At 69.3% G+C, this 13,463-nt stretch carries 14 protein-coding genes and 2 pseudogenes; 8 read left to right on the forward strand and 8 right to left on the reverse strand.

Annotation, left to right across the window (positions count from 1 at the left end):
- Nucleotides 1-12: 12 nt before the first annotated feature.
- Complete coding sequence (locus tag AMK29_RS19275) at nt 13-387, reverse strand: FKBP-type peptidyl-prolyl cis-trans isomerase (protein WP_073814466.1); 375 nt, start codon at nt 385-387, stop codon at nt 13-15.
- 142 nt (nt 388-529) lie between these two features.
- Nucleotides 530-742 (reverse strand): DUF6243 family protein, encoded by a 213-nt coding sequence (locus AMK29_RS19280; protein ID WP_073814468.1) that lies wholly within the window; start codon nt 740-742, stop codon nt 530-532.
- An 840-nt stretch (nt 743-1,582) separates the two neighbouring features.
- Between AMK29_RS19280 and AMK29_RS19285 the strand changes: the two genes are divergently transcribed.
- Nucleotides 1,583-1,834, forward strand: coding sequence for a hypothetical protein (locus AMK29_RS19285; protein WP_073814470.1), 252 nt, complete (start codon nt 1,583-1,585; stop codon nt 1,832-1,834).
- Between the two features lie 105 nt (nt 1,835-1,939).
- Entirely contained in the window at nt 1,940-2,830 is an 891-nt protein-coding gene (locus tag AMK29_RS19290) for a hypothetical protein (RefSeq protein WP_143202907.1), read from the forward strand.
- A gap of 509 nt (nt 2,831-3,339) precedes the next feature.
- Here AMK29_RS19290 and AMK29_RS36745 read toward each other — a convergent pair.
- Nucleotides 3,340-4,265, reverse strand: a pseudogene (locus AMK29_RS36745) (IS5 family transposase); the annotation flags it as partial.
- Nucleotides 4,266-4,331: 66 nt separating this feature from the next.
- On the opposite strand from AMK29_RS36745, the gene AMK29_RS36195 reads away from it, so the two are divergent.
- From AMK29_RS36195 to AMK29_RS19320, 3 genes and pseudogenes are all read left to right on the forward strand, one after another.
- Complete coding sequence (locus AMK29_RS36195; protein WP_143202909.1) at nt 4,332-4,799, forward strand: hypothetical protein; 468 nt, start codon at nt 4,332-4,334, stop codon at nt 4,797-4,799.
- A pseudogene (locus tag AMK29_RS19315) lies at nt 4,784-4,999 on the forward strand (transposase); the annotation flags it as partial. The gene AMK29_RS36195 and the pseudogene AMK29_RS19315, both read left to right, overlap by 16 nt.
- A gap of 107 nt (nt 5,000-5,106) precedes the next feature.
- Nucleotides 5,107-5,913, forward strand: coding sequence for a hypothetical protein (locus AMK29_RS19320; protein WP_143202910.1), 807 nt, complete (start codon nt 5,107-5,109; stop codon nt 5,911-5,913).
- 52 nt (nt 5,914-5,965) lie between these two features.
- On the opposite strand, the gene AMK29_RS19325 is transcribed toward AMK29_RS19320, so the two are convergent.
- From AMK29_RS19325 to AMK29_RS19340, 3 genes are all read right to left on the reverse strand, one after another.
- Entirely contained in the window at nt 5,966-6,790 is an 825-nt protein-coding gene (locus AMK29_RS19325) for a DUF1684 domain-containing protein (protein ID WP_073814479.1), read from the reverse strand.
- Between the two features lie 106 nt (nt 6,791-6,896).
- Complete coding sequence (locus AMK29_RS19330) at nt 6,897-7,820, reverse strand: LLM class F420-dependent oxidoreductase (protein ID WP_073814481.1); 924 nt, start codon at nt 7,818-7,820, stop codon at nt 6,897-6,899.
- Nucleotides 7,821-9,234: 1,414 nt separating this feature from the next.
- A complete protein-coding gene (locus AMK29_RS19340; protein WP_073814485.1) occupies nt 9,235-9,801 on the reverse strand; it encodes a TetR/AcrR family transcriptional regulator in 567 nt (188 codons plus the stop codon).
- A gap of 95 nt (nt 9,802-9,896) precedes the next feature.
- Between AMK29_RS19340 and AMK29_RS19345 the strand changes: the two genes are divergently transcribed.
- A complete protein-coding gene (locus tag AMK29_RS19345) occupies nt 9,897-10,493 on the forward strand; it encodes a DUF2867 domain-containing protein (RefSeq protein ID WP_073814487.1) in 597 nt (198 codons plus the stop codon).
- A gap of 69 nt (nt 10,494-10,562) precedes the next feature.
- Here AMK29_RS19345 and AMK29_RS19350 read toward each other — a convergent pair whose 3' ends face one another.
- Nucleotides 10,563-11,066: a metallophosphoesterase family protein gene (locus AMK29_RS19350; RefSeq protein ID WP_073814489.1), complete on the reverse strand. Its 504-nt coding sequence runs from the start codon at nt 11,064-11,066 to the stop codon at nt 10,563-10,565.
- A 108-nt stretch (nt 11,067-11,174) separates the two neighbouring features.
- On the opposite strand from AMK29_RS19350, the gene AMK29_RS19355 reads away from it, so the two are divergent.
- On the forward strand, nt 11,175-11,369 hold the full coding sequence (locus AMK29_RS19355) for a hypothetical protein (protein WP_143202912.1): 195 nt from the start codon (nt 11,175-11,177) through the stop codon (nt 11,367-11,369).
- Nucleotides 11,370-11,653: 284 nt separating this feature from the next.
- Nucleotides 11,654-12,007 carry a hypothetical protein gene (locus tag AMK29_RS19360; protein WP_338012735.1) on the forward strand — a complete coding sequence of 118 codons (354 nt, stop codon included), beginning with the start codon at nt 11,654-11,656 and terminating at the stop codon, nt 12,005-12,007.
- A 479-nt stretch (nt 12,008-12,486) separates the two neighbouring features.
- Here the strand turns inward: AMK29_RS19360 and AMK29_RS19365 are convergent, their stop codons facing one another.
- Nucleotides 12,487-13,188, reverse strand: a complete 702-nt coding sequence (locus AMK29_RS19365) for a carbonic anhydrase (protein ID WP_073814495.1) — start codon at nt 13,186-13,188, stop codon at nt 12,487-12,489.
- Nucleotides 13,189-13,463 lie beyond the last annotated feature (275 nt).

Below are 13,463 nucleotides of genomic sequence, written 5' to 3' on the forward strand. Positions count from 1 at the left end.
AGCAGGCAAGCCTCAGACCGAGAGCAGGTCCACCACGAAAACCAGCGTCGAACCGGCCGGGATCAGCGGCGAGGGCGACTGCTTGCCGTAGCCGAGGCGCGGGGGAACGATGATCTCGCGGCGTCCACCGACTTTCATCCCCCGCACCCCCCGGTCCCAGCCCTTGATCACCCTGCCACCGCCCAGGGCGAACTTGAACGGCTGGCCCCGGTCCCAGGAGGCATCGAACTCCTGCCCGGACTCGAACGTGACCCCGACATAGTGAACCCTGACAACCATGCCGGGCTTGGCCTCGGCTCCGTCCCCGACGACCAGGTCCCGGATGGTCAGCTCGCTGGGAGCATCACCCTCAGGAATGCCGACCACGGGCTTCGTCAGTTCACTCATTGCAGCCTCATCGCTCTCTCTCGGAAGCCCTCGCACGGGCAAAGCCGGGCGCATGGATCCTCCATGCAGCAGACGATCAGGCTAGCGAGAGTGCCGACGCGAAATGGCCAGCGCCAGTGCAGCAACCTTCGCGAGCCAGCTCTCAAGATGCGGTGCTGTCGCCCGACTGCCCCGTGGCCTCGTCTGCGCCTACCTTCTCGCGCATCTTGCGTACCAGCTCCGCCTTCTTGTCCGCTGCATTCTGGCGGTCGAGGTTGCGGTGCGGACCGTTGTTCTGCCGTTCGGCGCGGGACAGCTTCTTACGCTGGCCGCCGCCCTGGCCCACGGGGTTGTTGATGTTCTTACTGTCGGTCACGGGTTCTCCCGGTCATGAGGTGAGGTGTCTACGGAGTCATCGGTGGGGGACGGGCGGCGACGTCGACGAACGTCAGCAGACGCCCATCACGCTCTCACTCGGAAATGGGTGTCCGGAAGAACATGACAAAGACGTTACCCGCTTCCGTCGGCCCACCGAACCAACCTGTCTTCCCGGGAATCGGGCGTCTACAGGTCCACAGGCCGCCGCGGCTGTCCGGCGACGGCGCGCCACCGGTCCGAGCACGTGCGCGGTACGAGGGGAGTCTCGCCGTTACCAACGATGGAGCCCTGGCGACGGCGGGCAGGTGCAGGGACTCTGCTGGTCGGTAGGGTGACGGCCATGTGAATCAAGATCATCACGGCGATCGGTGCCGTGTGCCTGGTGGCCACCGGATGCGGCGGCGGTACCGACGCGAAGCCGGCCCCCAGGCCCGTCAGGGTCTGGTGACGCGCGAGAGCGTGGCACGTGTTGTGTTGGGCAACAATTCCGCCCTTGGCCACGCCCTACGCAACGACATCCCCAAAGCGTGCTGTGGGCCTCGGCCACCGGCCTCATCTCGCCCTGGTACAGCTGCGCGTGGCGGTCCTCGCGGGGTCCGCCGCAGCCGCAGCCGGTGACATCGGTCCACGGCCTCGCCGACGGAACGTTCCTGAACACCACGGACACCAAGCGCATCTACAAGATGGTCGGTGGCGCACCGGTCTGGCAGGCCACCTGCGACAGCGGCATCTGCGACTCCCAGCCCCGTCCTACGTACCAGTCGGTCTTCGACGCGGGACCGAAGACACCGCGTAACGGCTCGTCCGCCATCGACCAGCGCGGCCGATCTACATCTACGTGGGCGGTGCGCCGCTGCACCAGTCGCACTGCAACTCCCCCGTCAACTGCGGCCGGCCGCCGAAGATCTCGGACTGGTCGATCGACGCCCGTGACCGCATGAACCTCGCCCCGGCCGACGGCAACCTGGTGCAGGGCTGGAACGCGGGCAAAGCGACTCCCGTCGCGCAGAACGTCGGAGGGGCGCGGCTCAACTTCTCCAGCCCGCAGAAGGTCATCGACACGGGCCACGGCACGGACTGGGCCTCCTAGGACTTGTCCGGCCGATCATGGTTTCGGTGAAACGTCAGCTGAGCACAGCGCGCTATGGAACAATCACTCTCTGTCATGTATTTGTGTACACGCGAAGGACGTTCCATGCGCACCTTGAAGAGGCTGAGGTCGGCCATCACGGCGATGGCGGTCGTGACCGGCACGCTAACGGCGGTGGTCACCGGTGCCCCTGCCTCGCACGCAATGACGGTGGCGGACGGTACACCGCCGGCGTCGGGTCCCTTCCGTGGCATGGTGATGGTGAAGAAGACCGCCTCGGTGGGCGACGACCAGGCGGTGACAGTCAGCTGCCCCCCGGGGCAGGTCCCCATCTCCGGTGGCGCCTATGCGACGGTCGGCCAGCCGCTGTACTCCAACATGGTGGCCCTCGTCGAGAGCATGCCCGCCCAGAACACCCAGGGGGCCTACGGCTGGACCGCGGCGGCCCGCAGCGGGCCGAAGCCGCTGACCGTGACGGTCCACGCGGTGTGCATCTACGCCCCGGCCGGCTACGAAGTGGCCGAGCAGTACCACTTCACCATCGACCGCAACGCCCCGCTCGTCACCACCTGCCCCACCGGCAAGGTTGCGTTCGGCGGCGGCGGAACGGTCTACGGCGGAACCCGGAACCTGAACCAGTCGTACCCCGGCCCGGCCGGGAGCGCCAGTCCCAACCAGTGGATCGTCTCCGGCTACGACGTCCATGCGGAGCAGTTGCGGGTCGACGGCTACGCGATCTGCGCCGATCCCATCGCCGGTCTGACGACGACCCGCTACACCCACACGACCTCCGACGACGTCGCCGGCGGCGTCTTGCAGTGCGCCACTGACAAGAAGGTCGTCGGCGGCGGAGCGGCTGTCACCGGGTACGACGACACACTGGTGACCAGCAGGCCCCTGACCGCTGCGGAGAGCGGCGGCCGAGACGGCTGGCAGGTCCAGGCGACTGGCAACAACACGTCGCACGGCGTCGACCTGTACGTCACCTGCTACTGACGGCAGACCGAGCACGGGCGGGGTCCGGCAGCGCAGTTCGCTGCCGGACCCCGGCCGTTCCGCGACAACCTGCTCGCTTGACCCGATCCGACTCCGTCGAGAGCGCCATGACCGCCCGGACAGGACCTAATCGGGGCGCTTGACAGCGAACCCAGTCGTTTCGGCTTCCTTGCCATTGAACCTAGGAGCTGTCCGGCCGATCATGCTGATCGTTAGGGTGCTGGCGTGGCGAAGACGAGCGTGAGTAACGAGACGGACAGCATGCTCTGCCTGTGGGTGGAGCCGTGGGGAACCGATCACTGGATGCGTCCGGGTGAGGAGTTCACCGTCGTGACGCAGACAGCGCCCGAGGAGTCCCCGTTCAATGTCGTCGTTCACAGCCAGGGCATCACGGTGTGGGTGAATTCGGCCAGCGATTCCGAGGTCTTCGACAAGAACGGCAGCCCGGCTCCGTGTGGGCACCAGCGTCCCGCCGATCCGGGGTTTTGAGGATCCATTCCGGCTCGGGCACGGAGCCAGATGACGAGAGCTGCTGCTGTGGCCGTGCCGAGAAAGACGTACCCGCGCTTGTCGTAACGGCTGGCGACCGCCCGGCACTGCTTCAGCCGGTTGATCGCCCGCTCGACGGTGTTGCGCTTCTTGTACCGCTTCTCGTCGAAGCCGGGTGACCGTCCGCCGCGTGAGCCTTTGCGCAGACGGGCGGCCTGGCTGTCCGTCTTCTCCGGGATGGTGTGCCGGATGCCCCGCCGTCGCAGGTAATCGCGGCAGGGCCTGTTGCTGTATGCCTTGTCAGCCGCCAGGCTGTCTGGCTTCCTGCGGGGCCTTCCCGGCCCGACGCGGGGGACGCGGATGTTCTCCAGCACCGGCTTGAACTGGGTGCAGTCCGCCCGTCGTCCTGGCGTGACGATCAGGGACAGCGGGCGGCAGCGGCCGTCCGCACTCAGGTGGAGCTTGCTGGTGAACCCGCCCCGCGAGCGGCCCAGGCCCTCACCTCCCGCACCACCTCCACCAGGTGGGCGAGAAGGCTCTGCCACGGCGTCTCGTCCTGGTGTTCCATCCCTGCGGCCCCCTTTGATCCCGGGGTCGGCGGTGGGTCGGTGCGGGCGCCGGCCGCATGCTGGTGCGCGCGGACGATGGTGGAGTCGACCGAGATGTCCCAGTCGATCTCGCCCGCGGCATCCGCCGCGGCCTGGACCTGCTGGAGCAGGCGTTCCTAGGTTCCGTCAGCCGACCACAGGCGGTGGCGTTCGTAGACGGTCTTCCACGGACCGAACCGTTCGGGAAGATCGCGCCACTGCACTCCGGTCCGCACCCGGTGCAGGATCCCGTCGAGCACCTGCCGGTGATCCCGCCACCTGCCACAACGCCCGTTGCTGACCGGCAGCAATGGCCGCAGCCGTTCCCACTCGGCATCGCTCAGATCGCCCCGCCCCATGTCCACAGGAACGACTCGGGCATGGAGTAGTCACATGATCGGCCGGACAAGTCCTAGGTCGTCATCGTGTCGGACTACGCGTTCAACAACCTCGGCACGATCCCGGCGGACGGCGCGCTCGTCCAGGGCACGGGCGGCGGCGCCTCGACACCGGTGGCCATGTTCGTGGCCGGGTCGCGCATCAACTTCGCCTCGCCCGAGGAAGTGGTCGAGACGGGGTACGGGGCGAACTGGCGAGAGAAGGTGCGCGCGATCCCCAGCCGTGTCTTCAACGAGTTCCATGCCGACATCCCGCCGGACGGCTCGCTCATCCAGGGCATCGCCAACGGCGTACCGACGGCTGTGGAATTCGCCCGTCGCCGCGATCATCGGTGGCGCGCGGGTCAACTTCGCCTCGCCGCAGGAGGTCATCGACTCCGGCTTCGGTACCGGCTGGGCGCCGAAGGTCCGTGCGCTCCCCGCCCGGGCGTTCAGCTTGATCCCCGACCGGATCGGAGACGGCACGCGGCTGAAGAAGGCCGGGTGGTCGGCTGAGGCCGCCGTCGTCGGCGACGCGACGATCGACTTCGGAACAGGAACACAACAGGTCCCACAAGCAGGTTCGCGCCCGCGTCGAGCACACCTTCGCCTGGATGAAGCCCTGGCAGATCCTGGACGACTGCCACCCGAGAGGTGATGGAGTGCAGCACGCGATGCACGACATCGCCCGCCTGCACAACCTCGTCCTCACCGGATGGCGCCATCACGCAGGGGAGCCGAGTCGTGGGTGGTCCGCTGCCCGAATGCCGTCGCACGGTAACTGCCCTCGGCCAGAGAACGCTCGGCCAGAGAACGTGGACCGATGGTCATCGAAGGCGAATCTCGGCTCTTGTCAGTGGAGTGCGCTTTCCTGTCCTTCATGGAGTTCCCTCACTCGACGCTCAACGACCTGCTGGACCGGATCCCCCGGCCGAGCGGGGTCTTGTGCCTCTCGCAGGACCCCCACGCGCTGGTCGAGAACCTGGCTGCCCGCCACGGGGAACCACGGCCCCTGATCCTGGACGGCACCACGAACCCGGGCGTGAGCGAGAGTCATGGCACGGGTCTCCTCGACCTCCTCGAAGGCCGTGCCGAGACGGTAGTGGCCTGGGCCCATGCAGGACAGTGGCTGGGCGCGGGGACCGCACTGGATGCGCAGGGCGACATCGTGCCGGTGCTGGCGACCGTCCCGCGGCAGGCTCAGACGCTTCCTGCGGGGATCGCCCAACAGGACGAAGACCGGGTCGAGCGGCACATCGGCATCACCGGCTGGAACCTGCCTCCCCAGCGGCCGGACGTCGACTGGGCGCAGATCGAAGAGCGCATGGGCGTGCCTCTTCCCCGCGACTACAAGCGCATGGTGGAGACATTCGGAGAGGGCGCCTTCGATGCGTACGTCCATCTGAACCAGGAACCGTGGACCGACTGGAAGAAGGACGGCCTACTCGTCTGGGCAGGCACCGAGCACAAGAATCTGTACTGCTGGCAGATCGACGGCGGAAACCCCCTCGTCCACCGCGCCGACAACGCCACTCCGCGCGGGGCGATCTGGCGCGGCTGGGCCGGCTTCCTGACCGTCGCCACCTTCGGTCAGGCCATCACGATCACCCTCGCCATCACCATCACCTGACTCCCCACCGTCCTGCGGCCCCACCGGCGCAACGCCGCCGGGCCGCGGGACTTCAGGCGGCGCCGCCCCGTTCGCGGGGGATGCGGTGACCCGCCTCGATGGCCACCGGGAGCCGGTTCTCCGCGGGCGGCAGGGGGCAGGTGGCCAGGTCCGTGTAGGCGCACGGCAGGTTCGCCGCCCGGTTGAAGTCCACGACGACGCTGCCGTCGGCGGCGTTCTCCACCGTCAGGACGCGGTTGGCGGCGTAGGTCGTGACACCTGAGGTCGCGTCGGTGAACAGCACCATCAGCCGATCCGGGGTGGATCCGGGGAACGCGGTGAGGGAGAACGTCCGCCCCTGGAGCGCGAACTCGATGCGGCCCGGCGCCTCGTACACGTGCTCCAGGCCCTCGACGGCGGCGCCCACGGTGGTCGGGCGCGGTTTGTCGAAGGCGAGGTAGCGTCCCTCGACGGCCCACCGCGGGTCCGGCGCGTAGGCGGGCGTGCCGGTGAAGGCGGTGCGCAGAGGGGCGTCCGGATGCCGGGGCCGGACGATGTCGTTCCCGCCGCGCCTGGCGACCTCTATCACGGCGTCGCCCCAGACCGCGTCGACGCCGCCGCGTTCGGGCAGCACCCCGAAGCGGTGCTCGCCGCGCACCGGCGTTCCGTCCACCACCAGTTCCTCGCCGTCGGCCAGGGTCACGGTGACGCCGTCGGCGCCGGTCCGCCAGGTGCCGGGGGCGTCGGGGAAGCGCTGCGGCCGCTCGTCGAGCCAGTGCAGACCGGTGATCGCGAGGAAGCCGTGCGGGGCGGCGAGCCGTTCCTCCTGCTCACGGTGCCAGGCCGACCATTCCTCGGTGAAGGCCTGCAGGTCCTTGTTCGTGGCCTGTGCGGTCATGGATACTCCTTCGTCCCGCGAGGTCCAGGCCTCGCTGCGGTGTGCGGATGGGGCGGCGGGTCTGCCGCAGGGGGGGGGCAGTCGGCGGCAGGTCTGCCGCGGGAGTTCAGCCGGCAAGTTCGCCGAGGAGCGCCCAGGTGCGCCGCCGGTCCTCCTCGCCGGCGATCTCAGTCCCGGAGAAGACGACCTCCGTCGCCCCGGCGTCCCGGTAGCGCCGGATCTCGGCCGCGACCGTCTTCTCGTCGCCGATCACGGCGACATCCGAGGCACGCCGGGCCCCGGAGAGCTCGACGACCCTGGCGTAGGAGGGGATCTGCTCGTAGAACGCGAGCTGTTCGGTGGCCTTGCGCCGTACCCTTTCGACGTCGTCCGTGACGACGCCGTGCACCAGCGCCACGACCCGGGGTGCGGGACGGCCTGCGGCTTCCGCCGAGGCGACCAGAGCCGGAACGATATGTTCCGCGAGTGCGCGCGGGCCCGCCAGGTAGGGCAGGATCCCGTCCGCCAGTTCACCGCTGACACGCAGCGCCTGCGGTCCCATCGCGGCGACCAGCAAGGGCACGCCACCCTCGGCGCCCGGTACGCGTGCCGGGAGCGGGGTCACGGCCGTGAGCAGCTCGCCGCGGAAGTCGGCAGCGCCGTACTCGGTCAACTGCCGCAGTGCCGTGAGGAATTCGCGAAGCCGCGCAATCGGCCGCTCGAAGGGCAGGCCGAAGCCGCCTTCGGTGAGGAGCTTGGTCCCGAGCGCCAGCCCGAGGTGGTAGCGGCCATGGGTGGCCGCCTGGGCGGTCTGGGCCTGGCTGGAGACGAGCAGGGGGTGTCGACCGAAGACGGGGATCGCGGAGGTGCCGACCTGGAGACCGGGCACCTCGCGCCCCACGATGGCCGCAAGTTGCGGTGAGTCGGCGCCGAAGGTCTGCCCGAACCAGGCGGAACGCAGGCCGGCCTCCGTGGCCTCCCGGGCCAGCCGGACGGAGGCGTCGACCTGGTTCTCCGCGTCGGATGCGTTGAGCGCTACTCCTACTGTCATGTCTGCGAAAACCACCGTCCGTCGGTGCCGCATTCCGGTTCGTTCGTGACAGCTTCTTGTCATTCATGTGTACGCGGACGGCCCACGAGTTCCATCGCGAGCGACGGCGACCTGCTCCGTCTCGATGCGGAAACCTTCGTGCCCGTGGGGCGACCCAATGAACCGCGGGGTGTCCGCCGCAGGGATGCTCGCCGCCAGTTCTGTCCGCTGCGGCGGTGGGTGACACGGGCGATGCACCGGGCGGTGCCGGGCCGGCGCAGGGGTCGGGGCTCGGAGCCCGGGTCCTGGTACCGGTGTGGCCCGCGCGCTTCCCTGACCGCGCGGGCAGGCGGATGCTGGACGTCGGGGGTGGTCACGCCATGGCTGGTGAGATGGAACAGCGGATCGTGGTCAGAGTGGGGGAGCTGACGTTCTGCCCGGAGCCGCTCGGGCAGGCCGGCTGCTCGTTCCATCCGGTCGGTGACGGGTGAGGCGGCTTGCTCGGCTGGGACGCCGTCTGGGGCACGGCGGCCGAACGCGACGAGTGGCGGGCGGCGGGCGAGCTGTTCCGCCGTTCGGTGTAAGAGGCGGAGGGTGTGTATCACGCCGCCACCCGGCAGGGCATGGGCCGTCACCTGCCGGGGCCCTGCGGCGGAAGGAGCGTGCTGCGGAACGCTTCCGGGATGTCATGGGCCTCGGCTGAGGGGCGCTACGCCCCGGTGCGAGCGGAGATCCGGCGCCGCCTTGCCCTCGCCAAGGAGGAGGCGCGCCGGGAACGGGAGGAACTCGAGCGCCGCTGGGCGGCGAGGGAAGCCCAGAGGAGGGAGCGAGAGCGGGTATGCCTGGCGCGCTCGGGGCGCTGCCACGCGCTGGCGAGGGAACTGGAGGAACTCGGACAGGGGGAAGGGCTCGTCTCCGTCCGGTGGGAGACGGCTGCCCGCGAGAGGGTGGTCAGCGAATGCTCGACGCCGGCGGACCCGGTGCGGTTCGGGCAATGGTGGACCGAGGTCGTCGGCGGCCGCTGGCGGTCGCCCGGTGAGGTTCCCCCGCCCTCCTCGTCCTCACCCGGTCCGGCCGACGGTCGCGGTCACTCGGGCAGCGATTACGGCGGCGCCGGCGGGGACTTCGGTGGCGGGCACAGCGGCGGCGGCTTCAGCGGTGGCTTCGGTGGCGGCTTTTAGGGCCGTTGCTTCGGGGAATCGGCCAACCAGGCCGGGCCGGACGGGGCACCGTGAGCGGCGGGCTGTCACGTGGTGCCGTCCTGCCCCGCCGGTACATGCCCGCTGCCCGGCCGCCGGCCGGGCGCGGGTGGTCGGGGACGCGGCCGGTCCCGGCCGCGCGCGGGGTGGTTGGGGATCGGTGGCCGGGAGTTCCTCTTCGCGGCGGCGGGACCGACGAGCGTCCAAGCCGACGGTCACACCGTCAACCGCTTCCGTCAGGGACTCGTGGCCAACAGCCGGTTCCTCACCGTGGCGAGGACTTCCGTGCGGCTGCGCGGGCCGTTGTCGGCTGCGATGAGGTGGTCGCCGATGCGCAGGGAGAAGGTGATCAGACAGCGGGCCTCGACATCGCCCTCATCGGGGCAGAAGGCTCCGTAGAGCTCGCGCAGATAGTCCATGCGCCGGTTGTCGGCCCGGCGGAGGCGGCGCGCGACGGCTTCGTCGCGCCGGGCCCAGTCGCGGATCGCGAGCTCGACCCCGGCACTGGTCACGGGCGTCCCGCCCGACCCTACGAAGTCGAAGAGACGCCCGAGCCGCTCGCGGGCGTCGCCCCCGTCGCGTTCGATCCGCTTGATGACGTCCTCGGTGACCCCGCGTTCCCACGTGTCGAGCATTTCCTCCAGGAGGCTGGCACGGTTGCGGAAGTAACCGTAGAAACCGCCCTTGCTGACGCCGAGAGACTGGGCGAGGACCTCGACCCGGACAGCTTCAGGGCCGCCTGCGGCAAGGGCGCGCAGCCCCTCCTCGATCCACTTGTCCCGCGGTGTGCGGATCGTGCCCATGCGTGTCTCCCCTCACATGTCCCAGTCAAGTATACGGAGCCGTATGCATGGGTCTATGCTCGATCTATACGCCACCGTATAGACAGGGATTTGCCATGAGCGATCTGCGCCTTCCCGCCACCGACCACACGTCTCGCCCCTGGCGGATCCACGAGATCGCCGGCGACTTCCGGCTCGAGGATCTGTGGGCACTGCCGACGCCGGGCGGCCCGGACGACCTGCATCTCCTGGTCCAGCAGATGGCGGACGGCAAGGACGGTCCGGACGGCGGCAACCCCGTGGGGCGGTTCCTCTTCGCGGTGCGCTGGAAGCTCGGCGCGCTGCTCGGATGGGACAAGCCGGACTCGGGTGTCGGCGGCCGGGTGCCGACGCTGCGCGACCGGCTGCCGGACGACCTGCGCGAGGGACCGCAGGGGCCCGACCTCAGCGAGGCGCCCTTCACGTCGGTCTTCCAGACACACGACGAGTGGGCCGCCGAGTACGCCAACAAGACCATGCACGGGGTGATGCACATCGGCTGGGTCCTCGACGGGAACGGCGGCTACCGCGGCCAGATGGCCGTCCTGGTGAAGCCCAACGGCCGTCTCGGCTCGCTGTACATGCTCGGCATCAAACCCTTCCGGTACCTGGGGGTCTACCCGGCCCTGATGCGGTCGATCGGCCGGGAGTGGGAGAAGAACACGGCGCGCTGACGCATCCTCCCTGTAGCCCGTCCTCGAAGGGCGGGGTCTCGGGCGAAGATGCGTGGGGAGCAATACCTCTCAAGACCTCGGCGGGAGGCGGTGCAGGGTGAGGTCGTGGAGTGCACCGCCTGACACGGTCAGGGTCATGTACGTGCAGTACGGCTGGCGTCTGCGGTCGGTGGGGGAGCCGGGGTTCAGCAGGCGCAGTCCGCCGGGGGCGACGCTGTCCCAGGGGATGTGGCTGTGTCCGAACACGAGAACGTCGAGGTCCGGGAAGCGGTGAGCGCAGCGCTGCTCGCGTCCGGCGGCGGCTCCTGTCTCGTGCACGACCCCGAACCGAAGCCCGCCCCACTCACCCCGTGCGACCTCTGGAAGCCTCTGCCGTAGGCCTGGCCCGTCATTGTTGCCGTACACCCCGACCAGATGGCGGGCCCGGGATTCGAGCAGGTCCAGGGTGGCCTCGTCGGTCCAGTCCCCGGCATGCACGACGACATCGGCCGTGTCGACATCGGCGAGAAGTGCCTCGGGCAGCCGCTTGGCACGGGTCGGCAGATGGGTGTCGGACATCAGCAGCAGCCGCATAGGGCCACGATAGGTTGAACCCGGCCCTGCACCCACTTCATGGGCCCGTTTCGGCTTCTTCGAACCGTCGCCTCACTGGCACGCACAGGCGGCCGCCTGCTCCCGCACGTGGTGGGCGCCTACTCGGGGCTGATAGCCCGGGCGGTTAAGGCGGGTGACGCTGACCGGGCCGCCGAGCTGACCACCGCTCAGGGCATCTGGGCCGCCCGGCGCAAGACCCTGACCCCGGAGGACCGGTCCGGAGTGAACGAACTCACCGCCGAGTCCGCGCGGGTGCTGCAGCAGCTGCGGAGTGAGCGGTGACCGAGGTCGACCGCACCTGCCACGCCCTGTCTGAACCTACGGCTCCGATCCCGATCCCGAAGCGGCACAGCCGATCGACACCAGCGTGAAGGGCTTCCTCCCCCAACCCGCAGGCAGCCCCGTTACGAGTGGTTTCGCCTGGTACGCGCGACGACGCCGCAACGGGCTACTCCCTTCCCGGAACCGAGCGGTCCTGGTGGGTGTGGAGTGGGCGGCTGGGCGAGATGCGCATGTCGGTCTGGGGCTAAGCTCCTCGGATGGAGCGAGCTGAGGTTCTGAAGAGAGTGATCGGCATTCTGACGGAGGCTCAGGAGATTCGGCGGGCGGTGGAGAACGGGGTCGAGGACGAGGAAGCCCTGGAGTCCGCGTCGGAGATCGAACCCCGGGTGGTCACCCAGATGCTGAACGAGATGCTGCCCCATATCAGGGTCCCTGCAGACGCCACTCCGCAGGATGTGGCCCACCTGCTCGCCACGGCCCTCGGACCCGCGCTCTACACCATGGTCTCCGGGTTCACCCTGGCCTTCACGAGCCTCGCCATGGCGCACGATGAGGGGCGGATCGACGTCACCTCGGCCGAAGTGCTGCAGACCCTCGCCCTCCAGGTGGAGGCGGGCCGTTTCGACGAGGGTGCCTGAACGGCGGCTCCTCCGACCGGCTGCGGTCGGGTGAGGGGCCGTACCTGAGCACGACCGCGTCGCCCCCGGGGCGCGGCCGGAGGCGTAGGGATTCCTCGCCGACAGCGGCCAGCCGCCTCGGCGTCGGATCGTCTCAGGCGGCGACCTCACCGCTCTCCGGTGACCACCGCGTATGGAAGTGGTTGTGATTGGCGCCCTCGCTCACCGGCTCCAAGACGGGCGGCCGGGCAGGACCGGGACAGAGGGAAAAGGGAGCCCGACGAACCGACCTCCGCGATCACGGTGCGCCGGCAGTCGAGAGGCGAGCCGGGACGACGAAGAGGTTCGCCCGGTCGACGTGCGAAGGACTCCCGGGCGAACTCCGCTCCCCACGCTCCCTTGCTACCGGCCGAAACAGCGTGAACACGACCGCGAACTGGGCCGAAAGAGGCACCTTGCAGGCTCCCAGTGACGCGTCCCGTCCGCGGACGAGGTCGTGGTCAGGTGATCTGGTGGACGAGCTGGTTGGTCAGTTCGTACCGCGCGCCGACGATCGCCAGCCTCCCTGCCGTGATCCTCGCGGCCAGGTCGGGCTCTGCGGCGAGCCGGGCCCTCACGAGCCGTACCTGCGCGGAGATCGTCGCGTCGATCCGGGCGTCGCCCACGACCGAATGGTCGATCGCGGGCTTGATCTGGTCAGCGATGTACTGGATGTGTGCGGGCAGCTCTTCGCCCGACTCTTCCGCGCGGACGGCTGCGGACACCGCGCCGCACGACTGGTGCCCGAGCACCAGAACCAGTGGGATGCCCAGTTCGAGGACGCCGTACGCCACGCTTCCCAGGACCGCCTCGTCCAGAACCTCACCGGCGGAGCGCACCGTCATCAGATCGCCCAGTCCCTGATCGAAGACCAGCTCAGGCGGTACTCGGGAGTCGATACAGCCGAGGACGACCGCGAACGGATGCTGCCCGGACACCGCTTCACGCCGGACGGCATGCGTCTCGTGGGGGTGCTTCTCGCGGAAGGTGCGCCAGCGCCGATTCCCTGCGTTGAGCTCTTTCAGAGCTGCTCCGGGCGTGGCAGGCCGCGGCCGCTCCGTCGAGGACGACTCCCTGGCCGATGCGGCCGGGACGTCGAAAGCCCACGCCCCTGCCGTGACGGCAGTTCCCGTGAGCGCGGCGCGGAGCAGCGTGCGACGCATGGGGAATGCCGCGGCCGAGGGTCCGGCGTCGGTTATGTTCGGTTCAGAAGTGGAAGTCACAGTGGGAACGTACGTGCCAAAGACCGCACACAGCGTTGGATTACTGAACGCGCAGCGCGTCTTTGGCTGCTCTTGAATCAGCAATTGCCAGTACGTGAGAGTCCCCTCCCGAAGACGCCTCCCCGGCCGTGACGCGGCATGCTGTGGCGGGGGAAACTAACCCGACGCTGAATGGGCAGATGGCTCCTCTTCCCATCGACCTCGACCGGAACGCC

The sequence above is a fragment of the Streptomyces sp. CB02261 genome (assembly GCF_001905665.1).
In the GTDB taxonomy this organism is placed as follows: Bacteria; Actinomycetota; Actinomycetes; order Streptomycetales; family Streptomycetaceae; genus Streptomyces.

What these genes read in the sequence shown, in the direction of transcription:
- AMK29_RS19330 (WP_073814481.1), bottom strand. Translation starts at nt 7,820, where the DNA reads ATGACAGTAGGAGTAGCGCTCAACGCATCCGACGCGGAGAACCAGGTC.
- AMK29_RS19365 (WP_073814495.1), bottom strand. Translation starts at nt 13,188, where the DNA reads ATGCGTCGCACGCTGCTCCGCGCCGCGCTCACGGGAACTGCCGTCACG.
- AMK29_RS19290 (WP_143202907.1), top strand. Translation starts at nt 1,940, where the DNA reads ATGCGCACCTTGAAGAGGCTGAGGTCGGCCATCACGGCGATGGCGGTC.
- AMK29_RS19325 (WP_073814479.1), bottom strand. Translation starts at nt 6,790, where the DNA reads ATGACCGCACAGGCCACGAACAAGGACCTGCAGGCCTTCACCGAGGAA.
- AMK29_RS19345 (WP_073814487.1), top strand. Translation starts at nt 9,897, where the DNA reads ATGAGCGATCTGCGCCTTCCCGCCACCGACCACACGTCTCGCCCCTGG.
- AMK29_RS19275 (WP_073814466.1), bottom strand. Translation starts at nt 387, where the DNA reads ATGAGTGAACTGACGAAGCCCGTGGTCGGCATTCCTGAGGGTGATGCT.
- AMK29_RS19320 (WP_143202910.1), top strand. Translation starts at nt 5,107, where the DNA reads ATGGTCATCGAAGGCGAATCTCGGCTCTTGTCAGTGGAGTGCGCTTTC.
- AMK29_RS19340 (WP_073814485.1), bottom strand. Translation starts at nt 9,801, where the DNA reads ATGGGCACGATCCGCACACCGCGGGACAAGTGGATCGAGGAGGGGCTG.
- AMK29_RS19350 (WP_073814489.1), bottom strand. Translation starts at nt 11,066, where the DNA reads ATGCGGCTGCTGCTGATGTCCGACACCCATCTGCCGACCCGTGCCAAG.